A 23,365-nucleotide genomic window follows, 5' to 3' on the forward strand; every position below is an offset into this window, starting at 1 on the left:
AGGCCGTCAGTGAGGGGTCAGTTCTCGGTGTGCGTCGGCGGCGTCTTCGGCGCGTCCTGCGCCTTGACGTCGGCCTTGTCACGGCCCGCATCCGGCACGTCGACCGGGTCCTTGTCCGCAGCCGGCTCCTCGACGACGTCGGCCACCTCCTCGGTGGACTCGACCGCCTCGTCGGCGGTCGCGTCCTCCTCCGGGATGACCCGGCCGATGGCGGCCTTGACGACCTGGATCAGCACGCCGTCGGAGATCTCCAGCGTCACGTACTCGTCGTCGGTCTCCTCGACGATGCCGACCATGCCGCTGGTGGTGATCACCTTGGTGCCCGGGCTCAGCGAGGCGACGGTCTGGGCCTGGCGCTCACGCTGCTTACGCTGCGTGCGGCTCATGAACCAGATCATTCCGACGATCAGGATCAGCGGGATGAGCAGCGTGATACCGCCACCCCCGGAAGAGGCCATCGGTACGGCGAGGAGTTGCATCGGGTCTCAGAGTCCTTCGTCGATCGGGGAAAACGGGCTACCGGCACGCTCTGCAGAAGCGCGCAGGTCGCAGCGGAATGACCTCAGGTCAGGCCAACGGGGAGTCTAACCCTGAGCGTCAACAAGTGCGTCACAACACCGGGTCACGTTTACGTTACTCGGTCTCGTCGAACAGTGTGTCCGCGAAAGTTGCACCTTTTGGCACCTTCAGCCCGATGTGCCGCCACGCTGCGGGAGTCGCCACCCGGCCCCGCGGCGTACGCGCTAAGTAACCGGAGCGCACCAGGAACGGCTCGGCCACCTCCTCGACCGTCTCGCGCTCCTCACCGACCGCGACGGCCAGTGTGGACAGGCCGACCGGCCCGCCGCCGAACCGGCGGCACAACGCGTCCAGCACCGAGCGGTCCAGCCGGTCCAGCCCCATCTTGTCGACCTCGTAGAGCTCGAGGGCCGCCTTCGAGAGCGCCAGCGTGATGATCCCGTCCGCCCGGACCTCAGCGAAGTCGCGCACCCGGCGGAGCAGCCGGTTCGCGATCCGGGGTGTGCCCCGGGACCGGGACGCGATCTCGGCCGCGCCCTCCGGGGTGATGTCGACCTCGAGCAGGTCGGCCGACCGGTTGACGATCTTCTCCAGCTCGGAGGCGTCGTAGAACTCCAGGTGACCGGTGAAACCGAACCGGTCCCGCAGCGGCCCCGGCAGCAGCCCGGCCCGGGTAGTCGCCCCGACCAGCGTGAACGGCGGGATCTCGAGCGGGATCGCGGTCGCGCCCGGTCCCTTGCCGACGATCACGTCGACCCGGAAGTCCTCCATCGCCATGTAGAGCAGCTCTTCGGCCGGCCGCGACATCCGGTGGATCTCGTCGAGGAACAGCACTTCGCCCTCGTTGAGTCCGGACAGGATCGCGGCCAGGTCACCGGCGTGCTGGATCGCCGGGCCACTGGTCACCCGCAGCGGGGCCGACATCTCACTGGCGATGATCATCGCCAGTGTCGTCTTCCCCAGGCCGGGCGGACCGGACAGCAGCACGTGGTCCGGCGTCCGGTTCCGGCCGCGGGCGGCGTGCAGGACCAGCTCGAGCTGCTCACTGACCCGGCGCTGGCCACCGAACTCAGCCAGCGTGCGCGGCCGCAGCGCCGACTCGATCTTGCGCTCCTCGAGGTCCACCGCATCCGCGGAGACCAGGGGGCGAACGTTGTCTTCCATCGCCTAGGCCTTCGACAGTGCGCGCAACGCAGCGCGGAGCAGGTCGGGGACCGACGGATTCGGGTTGTCGGCGGCCAGCGGCGACACCGCGGTGACCGCGTCCTCGGCGTCGCGTGCGGACCAGCCGAGACCGACCAGACCGGCGTGCACCTGCGCCCGCCAGGCCTCCTGGGTCTGCAGCGGCCGCCCGGTCACCGTCCGCGACGGTGCACCGATCTTGTCCTTGAGCTCCAGCACGATCCGCTGGGCGCCCTTCTTCCCGATCCCCGGCACCTTCACCAGTACGGCGAGGTCCTCGGTGGCCACCGCGTGGCGCAACTGATCGGGTTCGAGCACCGCGAGCGCGGCCTGCGCCAGCTTCGGGCCGACCCCGGTCGCGGTCAGCAGCAACTCGAACAGGCTCTTCGCGTCGTCGTCGGCGAAACCGTAGAGCGTGAGCGAGTCCTCGCGCACGATCATCGAGGTCGCGATCCGCGCCTCCTGGCCGGGCCGCAACCCGGCCAGCGTGCCGGGATCACACTGGATCTGCAGGCCCACTCCCCCGACCTCGACCACGGCACTGTCCACTCCGATGGCCGCCACCGGCCCCCGCACGAACGCGATCACCGCGCACCTCCACTACTCATGGCACTCATCGCTTGCCCTCCTGCGCCGCCACGGCGGCCCGCAGCCGGGCCACCTGCAGGCGGGACTGTGCCTGTGCCGCGGCCTCGAGATTCGACCGCGAGGCGGCCGCCTGCTGCAGTTTGCTCGCCACACCCCCACGCCAGATGTGACAGATCGCCAGCGCCAGCGCATCGGCGGCGTCGGCGGGTGTCGGCCGCTCGGGCAGCTGCAGGATCCGGGTGACCATCGTGGTCACCTGCTCCTTGCCGGCCCGCCCGGATCCGGTGACCGCAGCCTTGACCTCACTCGGGGTGTGCAACGCGACCGGCAGCCCGCTGCGCGCGGCCACCACCATCGCCACGCCGGAAGCCTGGGCCGTGCCCATCACCGTCCGCACGTTGTGCTGCGCGAAGACCCGCTCCACCGCGACCGCCTCCGGCCGGTACTCGGTGATCCACTCGAGCAGCTCGGCCTCGATCCGCACCAGGCGCTGGGAGACGTCCAGGTCGGGCGGGGTCCGGATCACGCCGACGGCGACCATCGTGGGTGGTCTGCCCGGTGTGCCCTCGACGACGCCGAGACCGCACCGGGTCAACCCAGGGTCGACGCCGAGCACCCGCATGAACAACCTCCGAACGTTTGTTCGACAACCCTAACGGCCACTCCGGACAGCCGGGAAATCGACGCGCCGCCCGCTCAGAAGTAGTCGATCATGTACGCCGTCGACCCGCCGAACGCGGTGTCGAGCGCAGCATCGGCCGCCGCCGATCCACCCGACAACAGTCCGGCTCCACGGAGCGCAGCGACCGGCGTACCGGCATAGAGGGCAGCAAGCCCACGGGCACCCAGCCGGACCGCGTCCTCAGCCGGCTCGGCGGCGACCAGCGAACCGATGCCATCCGCAACCGACAGCCGCCAATCCCCAGTATTTGCTGGCAGATCGGCATCCTCGATGCGCACCGAAAGATCCAGTACGGCGCCCGCCGCGTACCCGCGCTGTGCGATCGCTGCCGGGGCATCGATGAGCCGCAGCATCCACCGCTGAACTCGTGCCTGCGCTTCGGCCTCGTGCTCGGCGAGCAGGTGCACGGGATCGGTCGGCGCAGTGTGGACGTACACACTGCGCGCAATCGACGCACCGGACCCGACAGTCGCCCAGAGCGCCCGAGCGGTCTCCTCGGAGCCGGCCACCATCTCGTCGACGGACAGGTTCCCGTCGGACCAGTTGTAGACGACGAACCCGTCGTCGGCGACGTACGCGAAGTTGTCGTCGTCACCCAGCCAGGACTCGACCTCACTGAGCGGCCAGATCAGCGGACCGTTAGACCGCTCAGCCGCATGCAGCTTCGACGCCAGCTCGATGAACAGCTGCGCATCCGCCTTACCAGCCTTGCGCACCTGCACCCCACGACCACCCAGCGTCCGCAGATCAGCCGCCGGAAAGGTGAACTGGTACCGCCCGCCACCAAACTCGTACCCCAGATGCCGGTACAGCACGGTCGTCGCCGGGTAGAGCGCCGACAGCGGATACCCCTTCTCCACACTGCGCTTCAGCACCGCACGCATCAGCAGGCTGGCAACCCCACGCCCGCGATACTCCGGCGCCACCACAACCCCAGCCACACCAGCCATAGGTATCCGCCGACCACCCCACCACTGCTCGAACGGCCAGATCCGCGCAGCCGCCACCAGTTCGTCCCCGTCGAGCACTCCGAGGTACCGGCCGTCCTGCGCGAACTCCAGCGCAGTCTTCCGCCACTCGTCCTTGTCCCCACCAGGCCCGAACGACCTCTGCCGTACCTGCCACGCCGAGTCCACATGCTCCTCGGCAACATCCACGACCCGCAGCGCATCCGTCACCCCGCCGAGGTTACGTGAGCCGCCGTACCGCCCGCTGGCTATTTGCGGTCGGTGACCCAGAGGTGGATGGTGCCCTCGACGACTACGGTGCCGTCGTCGCGCGTTGCCTTGACGCGGACCGGTACGTCGGGGCCGGTGGTCCAGTCGTCGGGGTCGGTCTCGGCTGAGCAGGTCAGGTCTGAGGTGGACTTGGCCAGGTAGCTGACCTCCATGCCTTTCGGCAGCCAGCGCTTGCCGGTTGGAATGGTCGCCTCGGCCAGCGCGCCCATGGCTGCCTCCAGTCCGTTGCACACTGCGATTGCGTGCACCGTGCCGATGTGGTTCTGCACCGCCCGCCGCTTCGGCAGCACGAGTGACGCGTAGTTGGGGCCGACCTGGACGAACCGCGGGCGGATCGACCGGAAGTACGGCGCCTTCCACGTGAAGGCTCGCGAGAACACGCGATCCCCGCCCGGAACCGCCTTGAGCCGGCCCCACATCTCCATCACCTGAGTCGCCATACCGGTCATGTTACCCACGGGTATGGCGATTGGTCACCCCTGGGTGAGGCTCTTCGGGCGCAGGTCCGTCCAGTGCGTCTCGATGTGGTCCAGGCACTCCTGCCGACCGGCCGGGCCGTGGGCGACCGTCCAGCCCGCCGGAGTCGCGGCGAACTCCGGCCACAGGCTGTACTGGCCCTCCTCGTTGATCAGCACCAGGTAGACGCCGTCGGCGTTCTCGAAGGGGTTACTCACTGTCCTTGCCTTTCAGTTGCCAGCTGCACTACTGCTTCCAATGCGCGGAACCACGTGTCGGCCAGGTCCCGTACTGCGTTTTCGGTGAGGAGCTCGGAGGCGTAGGCCCACAGCGCGATCAGCTCGGGGCCGTCAGGACGGTCCGCGGTCAGAGCGTTCAGAGTGAGCGCATGCGACAGCGGCATCTCCGGATCCGCGTCCAGCTCCGCAGCGCTGTCCTCGGCCGCGGGCGACCAGTCGGCCGCTTCCGGTAGGTCGAACCGACCCATGTAGTTGAACTCGATCTGCGGTTCGTCGAGCTCGGCCAGCACAGGTGCGGTCTTCGGGTTGAGGTGGCGCAGGAGCCCGTGGCCGATACCAGCCGTGGGCAGTGCGGCCAGGTGTTCCCGGACGCGGCCCAGTGCCGCCTCTAGGTCCTGCCCGGCCGGGTCGAGACGCACCGGTACGACGCTGGTGAACCAGCCGACCGTCCGCGACAGATCGGCGTCTCCCGCGAGTTCCGCCTCGCGCCCGTGCCCTTCGAGATCGACCAGCACGGGCGCGTCGGCCGCCGTACCGAAGTGGCGCGCGCGCCACTCCCCCACGGCCAGTGCGAACGCGGTCAACAGCACGTCGTTCACACCAGCGCCGAAAGCGGCCGGTGCCTGGCTGAGCAGCGGACCGGTGACGGCCGCGGGCAGCGTCAGCGACAGGGAACTGGTGGTGCGGACGGTGTCCCGTACTGAGTCGAGTGGGCGGGCCAGCGGTAGACCCGCGCCCTCGGCGAGGATCGAGGTCCACAGCGGTAGCTCGTTCTCAGCCGCCGGCTCCACGGACCGTTCGGCGAGCCGACGGGACCAGCGGCCGAACGACAGCTCCACCGGCGCCAGCTCCGGCGTACGGCCGTCTTGTACAGCGGACCAGGCCGCCGCGAAGTCGGGGAGTAGCACGCGCCAGGACACCCCGTCGGTCACCAGGTGGTGCGCGAGGATCAGCAGCCGGCCTGGCGTCTCGGGGCCGGCATCGAACCACACTGCGCGGACCATGGCGCCGCCATCGGGATCAAGCCCGGCCCGCGCAGTCAGTGCGTGCTGAGAGATCGCCGTACGCAACGCTTCCTCGTCGGCATCGCGCACGTCGGCTCGGGTGAGCCACGTGCTCACGTCTGCATGCGTCGGCACGGACAGCACGGGCTCCGGCTCGCGAATCAAGCGGGCGCGCAGCATGTCGTGCCGGTCGGCCACAGCTTGCAGAACAGCCCGCAGGCTCTCCTGAGTGAGCTCTGCCGGAGTGCGGAGCAGGGCGGCCTGGTGGTAGCCCGCGATCGGATCACCGCGCTCCAACATGGCACGCATGATCGGCGTGAGCGGGACCGTACCCGCACCGTCGTCGTGGACCACCACGTGGTCGGCAGACACAGCCACTGCGGCCAGTGCGATCACTGTGCGGTGCTGGAACAGCTGCCGCGGAGTGAATCGCAGCCCCCGGGCGCGGGCCCGGGCGACGAGCTGCATGGCGATGATGCTGTCGCCGCCGAACGCGAAGAAGTCGTCCTCGGTTCCCACGGCCTCGGCCGGCAACCCCAGTGCTTCGCCGTACAGCTCTCGCAGCACGTGCTCGGTCTCATTCTCCGGAGTCCGCCCACCACCCGCCAGGGTGAAGTCAGGCGCAGGCAAGGCCGCCCGGTCGAGCTTGCCGTTCGACAGCACCGGCAGCCGATCCAGTACGACGACCGCCGCCGGAACCATGTAGTCGGGCAACGCTGCCGCGGTGTGCGCGCGCAACTCGGCCGGGTCCGCATCAGAGACCACGTAGGCGACGAGTTGCCGCTGATCGCGAACGATGACGACGCTCTGGCTGACTGAAGGGTGGCTGTCGAGCACAGCCTCGATCTCGGCCAGCTCGATCCGGTAGCCGCGGATCTTGACCTGATGGTCGGTCCGTCCACCGAACTCCAGCAGTCCGTCCTTCGTCCAGCGAGCGAGGTCACCTGTGCGGTACATGCGGGCGCCCGGCGCCCCGAACGGGTCAGCGACGAACCGCTCGGCGGTCAGCTCCGGCCGACCCAGGTAGCCACGTGCGAGACCCGGGCCGGACAGGTACAGCTCGCCGGTGACACCCGGCGGAACCGGAGTCAGTGCTGTGTCGAGCACGTAGGCGCGAGAGCCGTGGACCGGCCGCCCGACGACCGGACGTGCGCTGTCGCTGACCCGGCCGACCAGTGCGTCCACGGTCGCTTCGGTCGGCCCGTACAGGTTGAAGCCCTCGGTGTTCGGCAGTGCGGCCAGCCGGCTCCACAGCGACTCCGGAACCGCCTCGCCACCGAAGCCCACCACTGCGAGCGGGCACTCGCCGTCCGGACCGATCAGCCCGCTGTCGGCTAGCTGAGTCAGCAGCGACGGCGTGACCTCGATGAAGTCGATGCCGCGGTCGCGGATGAATGCCGTGAGCAGATCAGGATCGCGGCGCGTCTCGTCGTCCGCGATGTGCAGCGCGTGCCCGTCCAGCAGCCACAACTGCGGCTGCCACGATGCGTCGAACGAGAACGACCAAGCGTGTGCCACCCGCAGGTGCTTGCGACCGGTCCGCTCCTTCGCCAGCTCGTGCAGGTCGTGGCGATGGCTGTGGAAGAGGTTCGCGACACCGCGCTGGGTGACGACAACACCCTTGGGCCGACCAGTCGATCCGGACGTGTAGATGACGTACGCCGGGTGGTCCGGGCCGGGCGCGATCGGCGTCGCTTCCGGGAGCCCGGCCATCGCGTCGAGACGCAGTACGGAGATGTCCGTGGCGGGCAGGGCGGTGTCCGTGGTGGACAGGACCAGGACCGGGTCAGCATCCGTGAGCATGCTGGTCAGGCGTGACTCGGGCAGGTCGGGATCCAGCGGCAGGTAGCCGGCACCCGCCTTCATCACCGCGAGGATCGCGGCGATGTAGTCGGCTGTGCGCGGCAGCGCCAGTGCGACGAGCCGCTCCGGCCCTGCGCCCTGGCCGGCGAGCACCCGGGCCAGGTGCTCGGTGCGGGCATCCAACTCGGCGAAGGTCCACGTGTTGTGGTCGTCGGTGACGGCGGTCGCGTCTGGACTTGCTGCGACCTGTGCGGCGAACAGAGCGGGCACAGTCTCGAGCCGCTCGGCCGGCGAGAGCGCAGTGTCGTTCCAGGTCTCCAGAACAGCCTGCCGCTCGGCAGCGCTGAGGACGTCGAGAGAACTGACCCTGCCTGCGGGGTCGGCGACGACCTGTTCCAGCAGGGACTCCAGCCGACGGCCGAGGAGTTCTGCGGTCGACTGGTCGAACAGGTCGGCGCTGTATTCGATCCACCCCTGGATACCGTCGCCCTCAGGCTGCTCGACGAAGTCGAAGCTGAGGTCGAACTTGGAGGTCTCCTGGCCGACCGACTCGCGCCGTACGGACAGTCCGGGGATCTGCGGGCCGCCGGACTGGTTGGCGATGTGGGCGACCATGACCTGGAACAGCGGGTGCCGGGCGAGCGAGCGTTCCGGCTTGATCGCCTTCACGAGCCGCTCGAACGGCAGGTCCTGGTGCTCGAACGCCGTCAGGTCGGTCTCGCGGACCCGCATCAGCAGCTCGGTGAAGGTCGGGTCGCCGGACAGGTCCGTTCGCAGGACGAGCGAGTTCACGAAGAAGCCGACGAGGTCTTCGAGCGCCTTGTCGCCACGGCCCGACACCGGCGCGCCGAGAGGGATGTCCGTCCCGGCACCGAGTCGGTGCAACAGCGCCGCGACGGCAGCGTGAGCCACCATGAACATGCTGACGCCGTTCTCCCGTGCCAGAGCGCGCAGCGCGCGCTCCACAGCCGGTGCGACAGCGAAGCCGACCGTGCCACCCCGCCCGCCCGACTCCGCTGGACGCGGACGATCGACGGGCAGGTTCAGCTCGACCGGCAGCTCGGCGAGCGTCCGGCGCCAGTGCTCGACCAAGCCGGTCTCGGTCGCCGCCAGCAGGTCCTGCTGCCACAAGGCGTAGCCGGCGTAGCTCACGGGGAGTGGCGCCCACTCCGGGCTGCGGCCCTCGACGCGCGCCGCGTAGGCGCTGGACAGGTCGTCGAGCAACGGGCGGTCCGACCACTCGTCGGTGGCGATGTGGTGCAGCAGAAGCAACAGCACGTGCTCGTCCGGTCCCACCTCGCACAGGACTGCCCGCACCGGGATCTCCTGACCCAGGTCGAACGCGTACGCCGCCTCGGTCGCCAGGTCCGCGTAGTCCGCCACAGTGAGGGGAAGCTCGGCGTGGTCGAGGACCTGTTGGAACGGCACGCCGTCAACGGCAGGGAACACGGTGCGCAGCGGTGCGTGCCGTGCGACGACGTCGTTCAGTGCAGCCTCGAGTGCGGCTCGATCGAGTCGACCGGTGAGCCGCCAGACCGACGGGAGGTTGTACGTCGGGTTGGGCCCCTCCACCTGGTGCAGCAGCCACAGCCCCTGTTGCGAGGACGACAGCGGCAACCGCTCCGGTACCGACCGCGCCGCGTCGAGCGCAGGCCGTACGACGCTCTGGGCCACCTCAAGGTGTCTGGCGAGCTTGGCCGGTGTGGGTGCGTCGAAGATCGTGCGCAGCGACGCCCTGTCCCCGACACTCGCCCGAAGCCGGCTAACCAGTCGCATCGCACTCAGCGAGTGCCCACCCAACGCGAAGAAGTCATCATCGACCCCCACCCGCTCGAGGCCGAGCACCTCCGCCACCAACGCGCACAGCGTCTCCTCCAGCGGAGTACGCGGTCGCGCGTCGCCCACCTCGGCCGCGAAGTCCGGCGCCGGCAGCGCCCGCCGATCCAGCTTCCCGTTCGGAGTCAACGGCAGGCCGTCGAGCGCAACCACCGCAGCCGGAACCATGTGCTCCGGCAACGAGACCGCCACGTGCGCCCGCAACTCCGCAGATCCCACCGGGTCTGCCAACACCACGTACGCAACCAACTGTTCGTCCCGGAGGATCACAGTCGCCTGTGTCACCGCGGGGTGGGCACTCAGCGCGGCCTCGATCTCACCGAGCTCGATGCGGAAACCACGCAGCTTCACCTGATCGTCCACACGACCCAGGTACTCGAGTTCACCGTCCTGCCGCCACCGCGCGAGGTCGCCGGTCCGGTACATCCGCTCACCGACTGCGAACGGGTTCGCGACAAACCGCTCAGCCGTCAGTGCAGGGCGGCCGAGATAGCCCCGCGCCAACTGGACGCCCGCGAGGTACAGCTCACCGGCCACGCCCGGGGGCACCGGGTTCAGTGCCGCATCGAGCACATAGGTCTGCGTGTTCCACACCGGCCGTCCGATCGGGACGGTGGTCGGGTCGGCGGCTACCTCGTGGGACGTGACGTCGACTGCGGCCTCGGTGGGGCCGTAGAGGTTGTGCAACTTGCTGCTGGGCAGCACTTCGGCGAACCGCGCCGCCAACGGCGCAGGCAACGCCTCACCGCTGGCCATGACCTGTCGCAACGAGGTGCACGCCGCAGCGGCCGGCTCATCCACGAACGCCCGAAGCATCGACGGGACGAAGTGGGTCGTGGTGATCTGCTCCTGCTGGATCAGCTCAGCCAGGTAGACCGGGTCCCGATGTCCTTCCGGACGCGCGACCACCAGAGCAGCACCTGTGATCAGCGGCCAGAAGAACTCCCACACCGACACGTCGAACCCGGCAGGTGTCTTCTGCAGCACCCGGTCGGTGGACTCGAGCCGGTAGGTGTCCTGCATCCACAGCAGGCGGTTGACGATCGCCCGGTGCGGAACAGACACACCCTTCGGCCGACCAGTCGAGCCGGACGTGTAGATGACGTACGCAGCCTGCAGTGGGTTGTAGGAATGCGGCAGCGGCGCGTCGGCCGGCTGCTCAGGCGTTCCGTCGAGCGCGACCAGGACCGTGGCGATGTCAGTGTCAGTGTCGGTAACCACACAGACCGGCTCGGCGTCTCCGAGCATGTAGGCCAGCCGATCAGCCGGGTAGCTGGTGTCCAGCGGCAGATAGGCAGCACCAGCACGCTGTACGGCGAGCAGGGTGATCACCAGCGCCAGTGAGCGTGGCAACGCGACAGCGACCGTGGTGTCAGCTTGTGCACCGTTGGCGGCGAGCGTGCGAGCCAGCGTCTCCACTCGCGCATCGAGCTCGGCGTACGTCAGCTGCTCGCCCTCAAAGACGAGAGCAGTCGCCTCTGGCGTACGAGCCACCTGCGCGCGGAACAACTCCGGCAGTGTCGTGTCGACGACCGCATGCTCGGTGTCGTTGAAGCCTTGGAGGACAAGGGCGCGCTCGTCGTCGTAGAGCACGTCCAACGTGCCGACCCGACGGCTGGGGTCAGCAACGACCTGTTCGAGCAGAGACTCCATCCGGCGGCACAGGAGCTCTGCAGTCGCCGCACCGGTCAGGTCGGTCGCGTACTCGAGCAGGAGCGTGAGGCGGCCGGACACATCCGACTCGTCCACGAAGGTGAAGTTCAGATCGAACTTGGCCGCACCGGTCTCCATCTCGTACCACTCCGCGGGCAGCCCGAGCAGAGCGTCGGGATCACCCTCAGGACGATGGTGGTACCCGAGCATCACCTGGAAGAGCGGATTACGACCGGTGACCCGCGGCGGGTTGACCGCCTCGACGACCCGGTCGAACGGCACGTCCTGGTGCTCGAACGCGCCCAGCGAAGACTCCCGGACCCGCGCCAGCAACTCCTCGAACGTCGGTGCGCCGGACAGGTCCGTCCGCAGTACCAGGGTGTTCACGAAGAAGCCGACCAAGTCATCCAGACCGCTGTCGGTACGACCCGCGATCGGCGCACCCAGCGGAATGTCGTCCCCTGCCCCCAACCGATGCAGCAGTGCGGCGGTAGCAGCCTGCACCACCATCCACATGCTCGTGCCGGTAGTTGTGGACAGTTCGCGCAACGCACGCGCCGTCGCGACGGGGAGTTCGTAGCGGACGATGGCGCCGCGGCCACTGGGGTCGGCCGGGCGCGGGCGGTCCAGCGGCAGGGTCAGCTCGTCCGGAGCACCGCGTAGCGCCTCACTCCAGTACGCGAGCTGGCGCTCACCCAGCTGTTCGAAGAGCTCTTCCTGCCAGAGCGTGTAGTCGGAGTACTGCACCGGTAGCGCGTCCCACACCGGTTCGCCACCAGCATTGCGGGCGGCGTACGCCGTGTTGAGGTCCGCCAGGAACGGACGGTCGGACCACTCGTCGGTGGTGATGTGGTGCAGAACCACAGCCACGACATGGTCTTCCGCACCGACCCGGAACACCTCTGCCCGCAAGGGGAACTCGCGCGTCAGGTCGAAGGTACGTCGCTGCGCGGACTCGACCAGCCCAGGCAGATCGCCCTCGGCACAGTCCACAGCGCTGAACGACAGCTGTGCCTCGTCACGAATCCACTGGAACGGCACACCGTCGTGTTCACCGACCAGAGTCCGCAGCGACTCATGCCGCGCGGCCACGTCCTGCAGCGCTGTCTGCAACGCGGGTACGTCGAGTGCCCCGCGCAGGCGGAACACCAACGGGAAGTTGTACGCCGCCCCTGCGCTCTCCAGCTGCTCCACCAGCCACAGCCGTCGCTGCGCCGCGGACAACGGGACGTACTCCGGACGCTCGCCGTACGGCGTCAGAGCGGGGCGCGCGGGCTTGCCGTTGTCGGCGCGTCCCGCCAGCAGTGCCGGGGTCGGTGCCTCGAACAGGTCGCGGATGGCGAGCTCAGCACCGAGTTCGGTGCGCGCACGGCTGACCAACCGGGTGGCGAGCAGCGAGTGCCCGCCGAGATCGAAGAAGTTGTCCTCGGCCCCTACCTCGGGCAGTCCGAGCACCTCCGCGAACAGCCGGCACAGCACCTCTTCCTGCGGAGTGCGCGGACCACGCCCACCGCCCAGCGCGACCGCCGGCTCGACGTCCGGCAATGCCCGGACGTCGAGCTTGCCGTTGGAGTTCATCGGTAGACCGTCGACCGTGACGAAGGCGGCCGGCACCATGTAGTCCGGCAGCTCACGCCCCAGGTCGTCGCGCAACCGCCGTACCAGCGCACTGGCTTCCCGTGCGGCGGTCGGATCATTCGCGTACGGCGCTGTGCCCCCGCCTGCGCGGTAGAGCCCACTGGTCAGCCGGGGCACCTCCGGGACGAACACCGCGTCGTACGTTCCAGCCTCACCGCTCCACGTCGTCAGCAACTGCTGACCGAGCGCGTGCAGGTCTTCTGGGTCAACACCGTCACCGACGCGACCATCCGGGATCCCGGTGACGCGCAGAGCTCTCCCGTCGGACGGTAGTGCGTCGAGCGTGGTCCACTCGACGGTCGGTACGTCGCCGAGCTGCAGGTCCGGGTCCCCGGCGTACAGGACGACGTCGTACCGGTGTCGGCTCAGCTCGTTGTGGTGCAGCGCGCGCTTGGTGCGCAGGTCGACCTCGTAGCCCAGCGTCGTGAAGTAGTCCGGGTCGACCAGGAGTTCCTTCTCCAGCTGCAGTCCGCGCTCCACAGCGCGCTCCAGGTCGCTCTCCACTGTTCCACGGGCCTGCTGGATCTCGGTGTGGAAGGTACGGGCCAGACGGAGGTTGCGGACGTCTCCGACGAACAGTGCGCCGCCAGGAGCCAGCAGTTCCATCGCACCGTTGATGACGGTGGTCAGGTACTCGATGCTCGGGAAGTACTGGATGACCGAGTTGATGACGATTGTGTCGAAGAAGCCGGTCGGCAGCTCGGACAGGTCGTCGGCGGGTCGGCAGCGCAGCTGCACCCGGTCCGCGAGCTCCGGGTCGTGAGCACGCAGCTCGGCGCCGATCTTGCGGATGACGGGCGCGGCGAAGTCAGTGCCCCAGTACGACTCGACCGCTGGCGCGAGTCGGGACAGCAGCAGGCCGGAGCCGATACCGATCTCCAGCACCCGGTGCGGCTGCAGCGACTCGATGCGAGCCAGCGTGGACTCGCGCCACTCGTGCATCTCCTCGAACGGGATGGGCTGTCCGTCGTACGAGCTGTCCCAGCCGTCGTACTGCTCGGTGAAGACGGCCGTGCCGATCTCCTCGTACTCGTCGGAGTAGATCTCCTGCCACTCGTCGACCTGGGCAGCCTCGGCGGCCTGCCGCTCGGCGGAGTCAGCCGCAGCCGGTACGACGTAGCCCACCAGCCGTTCGTCGCGGACCACCACGGCGGCCTGGGCGACCAGCGGGTGCCGGCTGAGCACGGTCTCGATCTCACCGGGCTCGATCCGGTAGCCGCGAATCTTGACCTGATCGTCAGTGCGGCCAAGGAAGTCGAGGTTTCCGTCGGCGGTCCGGCGTACCAGGTCGCCGGTGCGGTACATGCGCTCGCCTGACACTCCGAATGGGTCAGCCACAAAGCGTTCGGCGGTCAGACCGGGCTGGTCGAGGTAGCCGCGGGCCAGACCGATACCCGCGATGTACAACTCACCAGGTACGCCGTCCGGTACCGGCCGCAGCCACGTGTCGAGGATGTGCGCGCGGGTGCCGCGGATGGGCTTACCGACGGTCGGTGTGTCGCTGTCGAACGTGCCGCCACCAAGCGTGTTGATGGTGTACTCGGTCGGCCCGTAGAGGTTGTAGCCGTAGGTCCCCTCGGTGTCGCGCAGGGCTGCCCACACCGTGTCCGACACGGCCTCACCACCGAGCAGCACCAGCGGCGGGACGTGACCCTCCAGCAGACCCTGCTCGATCAGGAGCCGCGCGTACGTCGGCGTGACGTTCACGACGTCGATGCGGTGCTGCTCGCAGTAGGCAACGAGTGCCTCGGCGTCGCGCCGCAGCTCCTCGTCGCAGACGTGCACCTCGTGGCCCTCCACCAGCCAGAGCAGCTCTTCCCACGACATGTCGAAGGCGAACGACACGGTGTGCGCGATGCGCAACCGCCGTCCACCGGCCGAGGCCACCGCCGGGTCGAAGATCTCCTTCTGGTGGTTGAGCTGCATGTTGGTCAGACCGCGGTACGGCGTGACAACGCCCTTGGGGCGACCGGTGGAACCGGACGTGTAGATGACGTACGCCGGGTGCTCAAGACTGAAGCTGCACTGGACAGGTGCGTCGGAGAGTCCAGCCAGCTCGCTCTGCACCGCTGCTTCGTCCAGCAGGACTCGACCCATGTCGCCGTCCAGCGTTTCCGACACAGCAGTCGTGCTGAGCAGCAAGAGCGGACGGGCATCGGCCAGCATCAGCGACAACCGGTCGGCCGGGTGATCGAGTTCCAGCGGCAGATAGGCCGCACCGGTTCGCAGTACGGCGAACAGCGCCACAACCATGTCCAGCGAACGCGGTAGCCCCAGTGCGACAACCTGCTCGGGACCTGCGCCCCGGTCGATCAACAGTCGAGCCATGCGGTTCACGGCCGCGTCGAGTTCGGCGTACGTCAGTGTGCGGTCGCCGAAGACCAGTGCACGAGCATCCGGCGTACGGGTCGCCTGGGTGGCCAACAGATCAGCGATGGTCTCCTCGGGGTCCGGGACCTGGCTCGCGGTCCACTCCGCTTGCAATGCGGTGTGCTCGGCGGGCAGTAGCGGGTCGAGGGAGCCGACGGGCGCGGTGAGGTCGGAGGTGAGCCGATCGACCAGCAGGGCGAACCGGTCGAGCAGCACCTGCGCGTCGTGCGTCGGGACGAGGTCGGGGCGGTGCGTCAGCGTGACAGCGATCTCGCGGCCTGGAGTGATGACGAGGTTGACCGGGTAGTGAGTCGCGTCGACGTTGGCGACGGCGGTCGCGCCGTGCTGCGTGCGCAGCAGCTCCAGCCGTTCCTCGGTGTCGTTGTTGCGCAGCACGAACAACGTGTCGAACAGCTTGCGGTGGCCGGTCTCGGCCTGCAGTACGCCGAGGCTGAGGTGCTCGTACGGCATCAGGTCCAGGCGCTCGCCCTGGATCCGCTGCAGCAGCCCGAGCACCGGTTCGGCCGCGTCGAGACGGAGGCGGGTCGGGACCGTGTTCAGGAACAGACCGATGATCTCGCCGACGTCCGGAACCTCACTCGGGCGGCCGGCGACCGTCGTACCGAAGACGACATCCGGGCGGCCAGTTGCCGAAGCAAGTGTGAGCCCCCACGCCGCATTTAGCAGAGTGTTGAGGGTCAGACCGTGCACGCGACCCACCTCGCGCAGCCGCTCGCTGAGCGCAGCAGGCAACAGTACGTCGAGCTGGTCGGGGATAACGGGTTCCAGGCCGTCGGGTGCGGTCGGGGCGAGCAGAGTGGGCTCGTCCAGACCGGAGAGCGCGGTACGCCAGGCCGCGGTGGCAAGTGTGTCGTCCTGACGCTCCAGCCAGGTCAGGTAGTCGCGGTAGCTGCCCGGCTCAGGCAGTGCGGTTCCGGTCTTGTAGAGGCCGAACAGCTCGTCGAGGAACAGCCAAGCCGACCAGCCGTCCCACAGAATCAGATGCCGGCCGATGACGAGCCGGTCGCCCTGGTCCAGCCGCACCAGCAGCAGCCGGAACAAAGGCGGTGCCGAAAGGTCGAAGCGACGGTTGCGCTCGGCATCGGTCAGCTCTCGCAGCCGTGCGTCCTGTTCAGCGACCGGGAGACCGGAGAGGTCGACTTCTTCGAGCGGGATCGCCGGGTCCTCGACAATGAACTGCACCGGCTGGTCGAGGCCCTCACTGGTGAAGCCCGCGCGCAGACCGGGGTTGCGCACCAGCAGTGTGCGAACAGCGGCTCGGAGCCGGTCAGTGTCGAGGCGCTCCGCGAAGTCGAAGGTCTCATGGACGGTGTAGACGTCCATCGCACCCTCGTAGAACGCCGAGTGGAAGAACAGTCCCTCCTGCAACGGAGCGAGCGGCCAGACATCCTCCACGACCGCAGGGGACGCAAACGAACGCACGTGGGCGAGCTGCGCATCCGTGAGTGCAAACGCGACGCTGTGGTCCGCCACTGCCTCCACAACAGCAGGGGCGGCCGCAGCGAGCGCAGCAGGAGTGCGGTGCGTGAAAACGTCGCGTGGACTCAGCTCCAGACCACCTGCGCGGGCACGTGTTGCCACTCCGATGGAGCTGATGCTGTCGCCACCGAGGTGGAAGAAGTCGTCGTCAGGACCGAGGTCCTCGATCCCAAGGACTGCCGCGAAGATATCGGTCAGCAAGCGCTCCGACGGCCCCTCCGGCTCCCGGCGGACAGAGCGCTCGACTTCCGGTGCGGGTAGGGCAGCCTGGTCCAGCTTGCCGCTGGGGCTCAGCGGCAGGTCGTCCAATACGACGTAGGCCTCGGGCACCATCGATGCTGGCAACACCTCAGCCAGCGTGGCTCGCAGCTCGGCCATATCTACTGCAGCACCAGACACCGGTACCGCGTAGGCGACCAACCGCTGCTCACGCACCACAACTGCGCCACGTGCGACAGCCGGGTGACTGGTCAGCGCAGCCTCGATCTCACCGAGCTCTACCCGGTTGCCACGGAGTTTGACCTGCCTGTCGGTGCGGCCGAGGTAGTCGATCGTCCCGTCCGGACGGCGGCGTACCAGGTCGCCGGTGCGGTACATCCGTGCGCCAGTCGCATAGGGGTCCGCAACGAAGCGGTCCGCAGTGAGCGAGGGACGCTGGTGGTAGCCACGGGCCAACTGGACGCCGGTCAGGTACAGCTCACCGGGCACACCGTCCGGCACTGGCCGCAGACACGAGTCGAGTACGCGCAGACCGGTGTTCCACACCGGTCGGCCGATCGGCACGGTCGTGTCGAACGCGCCGTCGTACTCATGGAAGGTGACGTCGACAGCCGCCTCGGTGGGTCCGTACAGGTTGTGCAGCGGTACGCCGGTCAGTTCGCGCCACCGACGGGACGCCGTACCGGACAACGCTTCGCCGCTGCTGAGAACGCGACGCAGGCTGCGTGACCACACCGGATCCGCAGTGACCTCGTCGGTCACCAGGAACGCTTCCAGCATTGACGGTACGAAGTGCATTGTCGTCACCTGCTCGGCCTGGATCAGCCGGGCCAGGTAGGCGGGGTCGCGATGACCGTCCGGTACGGCGAGCACTACGGCGGCACCTTCGCACAGCGCCCAGAAGAACTCCCAGACACTGACGTCGAAGCTGGACGGCGTCTTCTGCAGCACGCGATCGTCGGCCGTCAGACCGTACGCACCCTGCATCCAGGCCAGCCGGTTGACGATGGCGCGGTGCGTCACGACAACGCCCTTGGGCCGACCGGTCGAGCCGGACGTGTAGATCAGGTACGCCGCGTCGTCGGGCTCGGCCTGAACCACAGCCGTGTCGGCCACGACCTCCACCGCGTCGGTCGTCAGAACGTCCAGCCCATCGACAGCAGGCACCCGAGCGGCATCACGATCGGTGGTGACCACAGTCGTCGCACCTGAGTCAGCCAGCATGTAGACAAGGCGATCCGCGGGATAGTCGAGGTCCAGCGGCAGATACGCCGCACCGGCCTTCAGAACACCCAGCAGCGCCACCATCAGCTCCGCCGACCGAGACGCCGCGACAGCGACGAACTGCTCCCGGCCAACGCCCCGAGCGCGCAACCGCCGAGCCAACGCCTCAGCCCGTACGTCGAGCTCGGCGTACGTGAGCGTCTCGCCCTCAAACACCACCGCAGTGGCGTCCGGCGTCTTAGCAACCTGTACGGCGAACGCCGCGGCCAGCGTGGTCGCCGGAACCGCACGCGTCTCCCCTACCGGATGCGCCCCGGCCAGCTCGCTCGGGGTCAGCAGCTCGAGATCGGCAACCTTGCGAGAGGGGTCACCGGCCAGCGCCTCCAGCACCAGTGTGAGCCGGTCGGCGAGTGACTGGACCGCATCGGCGTCGAGACGCTGCACGTGATGCTTGAGACGCAGGTCGAGCTGGCGGCCTGGCTTGACGATCAGAGCGAGCGGGTAGTGCACAGCGTCGTGGAAAGCGTGTCCAGCAAGGGCAATCGAGCCGGTGGGATCGGTGACGCCCTCGTTGCTGGGGTAGTTCTCGAACACCACCAGCGTGTCGAAGAGTTCACCTCCGCCCGCATGTCCGGCAGCCCGCTGGATGTCAGCCAGGCCCAGGTGCTGGTGGTCGAGCAGTGCGCTCTGCTCCTCCTGCAGCCGGTCCAGCAGCTCGCCAAACGTGTCGGCCGGCGTCCAGCGCAGCCGAGTCGGCAGTGTGTTGATGAAGAGACCGATCATCGACTCAATACCGTCAACGGCCACGTCACGGCCCGAGACAGTCGTGCCGAACAGCACGTCCTGCCGACCGGTCATGCGACCGAGCAGCAGACCCCAGGCGCCCTGCACGATCGTTCCAAGCGTGACAGCGCGTTCGCGGGCTCGCGCGGTGAGCTGGGCGGTCACGCGCTCGGACAGCTCGATGCGAACCTGGGCCGGCTCAATCGGACCAGCCGGCGCGGGTGCCTCCACCAGACGGGTCGGTTCGTCCACACCCTCCAATGCGGTCCGCCACGCAGCCCGAGCCGCCTCACGATCCGCACTGGCGATCCGGCCGAGATAGGCGCGGTACGGCGCAACCGCGGGCAGCGGGACCGGGTTGTCGCCGTACAGGGCCAGGAGCTCGCGGTGGAGGACGGGGAGCGACCATCCGTCCGCGATGATGTGGTGGAACGTCAGGACCAGCTGGCTGCGTTCCGCACCGAGCCGGATCAGCGCACAGCGCATCAACGGCGGACGGGACAGGTCGAAGCGCTGCGCCCGCTCTTCCGCAGCGGCAGAGGCGTCGTCAGTCTCACGCCACGGGACTTCCACACCGGATGCGATGAGCTGGACCGGACGACCGTCGGGTAGTTGCCGGAAGCAAGCACGCAGCGGCGCGTGCCGATCCAGCAGACGCTGCGCTGCAGTGCGCAGGAGCGATCCGTCGACCGGCCCGGTCAGCTCGATGACCTGCTGGACGACGTACGCGTCGTGTTCGGTGCCATCGACCAGAGCGTGGAAGAAGAAACCCTCCTGCAGCGGTCCGAGCGGCAGGACCTCATCCACCGACAGCTCACCCTGCAGCGCAGCGAGCTCATCCGCGGTCGGCTGCTGCCACGCGAGTACATCGGCGTCGTCGGACTGAGCCGCGCGAACGACCGTGGCCAGCTCGGCGACAGTGCGGTGCCGGAACACATCCCGGGTGGTCAGCTCCAGTCCGGAACGCCGGGCCAGGATCAGTAGCTGCACAGCGATGATGCTGTCGCCGCCAAGCGCGAAGAAGTCGTCGTCGATGCTGACCGACGGCAGACCGAGCGCACGGGCGTATAGGTCGCACAGCAACTGCTCCCGGGCCGACGAAGGCGCCCGACCGGCGCTGAGCCGCGTGTAGTCGGGCACTGGCAGCGCAGCCGCGTCGAGCTTGCCGCTGGGCGTGACCGGCAGCTTGTCCACCGGAACGAACGCAGCTGGCACCATGTAGTCGGGCAGGTACTCGGACGCATGCGACCGCAGCGCAGCCATCAACGCAGTGGCGTTCCGGAACGGCGCCGGGCGGTTGGTGAGCGGGTGCCGACCACCTGCCCGGTACGGCGCAACGACGTCCTCGCGTGCGAAGACCGCGTCCAGACTGCCGTCCTCCGCGTCCCCGTTCCACGTCAGTACGGCGGTGTACCCGTGCCGAGCCGCGGTCTCGTGCAGCTCCTCCGGATCGACGCCGTACGTCGCAATGGCCGGCCGGCTGCTGTCTTCGAGGGCCTCGAGCGCAGCCAGGTCCTCAGCGAGACGGGAGTTCGGGATACCGGTGACCCGCACCGGCGCGGCCGCACCGGCCAGCAGTTCGTCGAGCGAATCAACGGCGAACCAGTCCGACTCGGCGGCCGCTGGTGCGACAACCTCGCCAGCTCGCAGCACGACGTCGTACCGGTAGCGAGTGAGCTCGTTGTGGTGCTTACCGCGCTTGACGCGAATGTCGGCGGTGAATCCGTCGAGTGCTGCGAAGTAGTCGGGGTCAACGAGCAGCTCGCCCTCCCACGCGATTGCACGGTCCACAGCCGACCGCAGCGCCTCCTTGTCGCCGTCCTGAACCCGCCGCGTCTCAATGGCCGCACTGAGTGGTAGCAACAGCCGCAGGTTCCGCACGTCACCAACGAAGAGCGCACCACCAGGTGCGAGCAGTTCGGCAGCACCCCGCAGTACGTCGGTCAGGTACTCGCCTGTTGGGAAGTACTGGATGACGGAGTTGATGACGATCGTGTCGAAGTGGCCCGTGGGCAGTCCGGACAGGTCATCGGCGGGCCGGGCCAGCAGCTTGATCTTATCGGCCAGACCCGGCACTGCGGACACCTGCGTCTCCAGTGCACGCACGGCTTCCTCGGACAGGTCTGTACCCCAGTACTCCGCACAGTCCGGAGCCAACTGGGACAGCAGCAGTCCACTGCCGACACCGATCTCCAGAACCCGGCGCGGCTGCACTGCGCGGATCCGGTCCAGCGTCGACGCCCGCCACTCGCGCATATCCGCGAGCGGGATCGGCAGGCCGTCGTACATGCTGTTCCAGCCGGCGAAGTTCTCTTCGAACGCGTCGGAACCAGCAGCGGAGTAGAGGAGTTCGTGCAGGTCCTTCCAGTCGGCGACACCGTCGTCGTCGGAACCAGCGTCGAGCGACGGTACGACGTACGCGGCGAGGCGGCGCTCGCCCGGACGGTCCTCGCGGACGACGACAGCTGCCTGGTCGACCGAGGGGTGCGCACGCAGTACCGACTCGATCTCACCTGGTTCGATCCGGAACCCGCGGATCTTCACCTGGCTGTCGACGCGCCCGTGGAACTCCAGCCGTCCATCGGCCTTCCAGCGCACCAGGTCGCCAGTCCGATACAGACGCTCGCCAGGTGCACCGAACGGGTCCGCGACGAACCGCTCTGCCGTCAGTGCGGGGCGACCGAGGTAGCCGCGGGCCAGTCCGGCGCCACCGAGATAGAGCTCTCCCGTAACACCAGCAGGGACCGGCCGCAGTCGGTCGTCGAGGACGTAGGCCCGAGTACCAGGGTCAGGTACGCCGATGGGCACGATGCTGCCGGACGGGATGTCCGGATCGCACAGGCCGAGTGTGGAGTTGGTGGTGGCCTCGGTCGGACCATAAGCGTTGAACATCATCCGGCCGCGTGCGTAGCGACTGACGAGCTCGGGTGAGACGCGCTCTGTCCCAGCCAGCAGGGTCGCTGTCGGCGGCAAGAGGACGTCGTCCGGCATCGCAGCCAGCAGAGCCGGCGGCAGAATCATGAAGGTGATGCCGTGCTCGTTCGCGTAGTCCGCGAGCGGTGCACCCGGTACCCGGCGGTCTGCAGGTACGACGACCAGCCGGCCACCGGAGAGCAGGCCGAGGCACAGGTCCCAGAACGCCACATCGAAGCTGGGTGAGGCGAACTGCAGCACCCGGCTGTGCGGCCCGATCCCGAACCGCTCCTGCTGAGTGGCGACCAGCTTCGCCACACCAGCGTGTGAAAGCACCACACCCTTCGGCCGACCAGTGGAACCAGAGGTGTAGATCACGTACGCCGCATGGTCGATCGTCAACGCGGCTGCGGGGTCCTGTGTCGGATAGCCAGCCAGCTCAGCAGCAGTCTCGGGTGCGTCCAGCAGCAGCGAGTCCGGCGGCAGGTCCGCCGCTACCTCTGCAGTGGTGACGACACAGACCGGCTGTGCATCCGCAAGCATGTAGGCGATCCGGTCGGCCGGATAGTCCGTGTCGACCGGCAGATAGGCAGCGCCCGCCTTCAGTACGGCGACCTCCGCAACAATCATGTCCGCCGAGCGCGGTACCGCGAGTGCGACAACCTTCTCGGGTCCTGCGCCGCGCGCCACCAGCGCGTGCGCCAACTGCGCTGCCCGGGCGTCCAGCTCGGCGTACGTGAGCTGAATGTCGTCATGGATCAGAGCGATCTCATGCGGACGCGCAGCGACCTGGTCAGCGAACATCCGCGGCCAGGTCAACGCCGGTACGTCGTGCTCGGTGTCGTTCCAGCCCGCCAGGATCTGGTCCCGCTCCTCGTCAGCCAGGAGCTCCAGGTCAGCGACCGCAGTATCGGGGCGGTCGAGTGCGTCAGCCAGCAGCGTGCGGTAGTGACCGAGGATGCGGTCGACTGTTGCGGCCTCGAGGAGGTCGGTGCGGTAGTCCGCTTGCACCTGCCCGTCGGAGACCGACAGTGCGAGGTCCAGCGGCCCACCGTCGTCCCAGGGTGAGTCACCGAAGCCGGTGCCACACAGCAACGCACCGCCACGGAAAGGCTCAGGAGCCAACAGCTGCAGCAACTCGGCAACCGGGAGCCGGTGTGCCTCTGCCTGCGCACGCAGGTCGGCTATTTGGGCGCGCAGCTCACCAAACGCGACGCTGCCGTCGACAGCGATCCGCACCGGGAGCCCCGCGTGGGCGACCGCCACCTCGCTGGCCGACGCGCCGCCGTACCGGTGCAGCAGGGCCGTGAAGGCGGTGAGGCACGTCTCCTCGTCTGCGGCACCTGCCAGCTCCACTGACCGGAGTGCGCGCGGCTCCGGTCCGTCCGAGCGGGACGGGCGGGGGAAGTCCAGCGGGAGCGGTACCTCCGGGACCGGGGTGCCGAAGACACCCCGCCAGAAGTCGGCAGAAGACGGAGAAGAACCCAAGTTGCCCACTGCCGAATACTAAGGGAAGGC

The 23,365-nt window shown here is 68.4% G+C and carries 8 protein-coding genes; all 8 read right to left on the reverse strand.

The window, feature by feature from the left end; translation table 11 throughout:
• Positions 1 to 17: 17 nt before the first annotated feature.
• Complete coding sequence (yajC, locus tag ACFTSF_RS22790) at positions 18 to 479, reverse strand: preprotein translocase subunit YajC (protein ID WP_380155692.1); 462 nt, start codon at positions 477 to 479, stop codon at positions 18 to 20.
• Between the two features lie 154 nt (positions 480 to 633).
• On the reverse strand, positions 634 to 1,683 hold the full coding sequence (gene ruvB / locus ACFTSF_RS22795) for a Holliday junction branch migration DNA helicase RuvB (protein WP_380155693.1): 1,050 nt from the start codon (positions 1,681 to 1,683) through the stop codon (positions 634 to 636).
• A gap of 3 nt (positions 1,684 to 1,686) precedes the next feature.
• A complete protein-coding gene (gene ruvA, locus ACFTSF_RS22800) occupies positions 1,687 to 2,289 on the reverse strand; it encodes a Holliday junction branch migration protein RuvA (protein WP_344146503.1) in 603 nt (200 codons plus the stop codon).
• Positions 2,290 to 2,314: 25 nt separating this feature from the next.
• Complete coding sequence (gene ruvC, locus ACFTSF_RS22805) at positions 2,315 to 2,911, reverse strand: crossover junction endodeoxyribonuclease RuvC (RefSeq protein ID WP_344146506.1); 597 nt, start codon at positions 2,909 to 2,911, stop codon at positions 2,315 to 2,317.
• Between the two features lie 74 nt (positions 2,912 to 2,985).
• Positions 2,986 to 4,149, reverse strand: a complete 1,164-nt coding sequence (eis, locus tag ACFTSF_RS22810) for an enhanced intracellular survival protein Eis (RefSeq protein WP_380155694.1) — start codon at positions 4,147 to 4,149, stop codon at positions 2,986 to 2,988.
• 38 nt (positions 4,150 to 4,187) lie between these two features.
• Complete coding sequence (locus ACFTSF_RS22815) at positions 4,188 to 4,649, reverse strand: hotdog fold domain-containing protein (protein ID WP_380155695.1); 462 nt, start codon at positions 4,647 to 4,649, stop codon at positions 4,188 to 4,190.
• Positions 4,650 to 4,682: 33 nt separating this feature from the next.
• The gene (locus tag ACFTSF_RS22820; protein WP_380155696.1) at positions 4,683 to 4,883 is read right to left on the reverse strand and encodes an MbtH family protein; all 201 of its coding nucleotides are present in this window, start codon (positions 4,881 to 4,883) and stop codon (positions 4,683 to 4,685) included.
• Complete coding sequence (locus tag ACFTSF_RS22825; protein WP_380155697.1) at positions 4,880 to 23,344, reverse strand: amino acid adenylation domain-containing protein; 18,465 nt, start codon at positions 23,342 to 23,344, stop codon at positions 4,880 to 4,882. The genes ACFTSF_RS22820 and ACFTSF_RS22825 overlap by 4 nt, the downstream gene beginning before the upstream one ends.
• Positions 23,345 to 23,365 lie beyond the last annotated feature (21 nt).

The organism is Kribbella sp. NPDC056951 (genome assembly GCF_042674205.1).
Lineage (GTDB): Bacteria > Actinomycetota > Actinomycetes > Propionibacteriales > Kribbellaceae > Kribbella > Kribbella yunnanensis.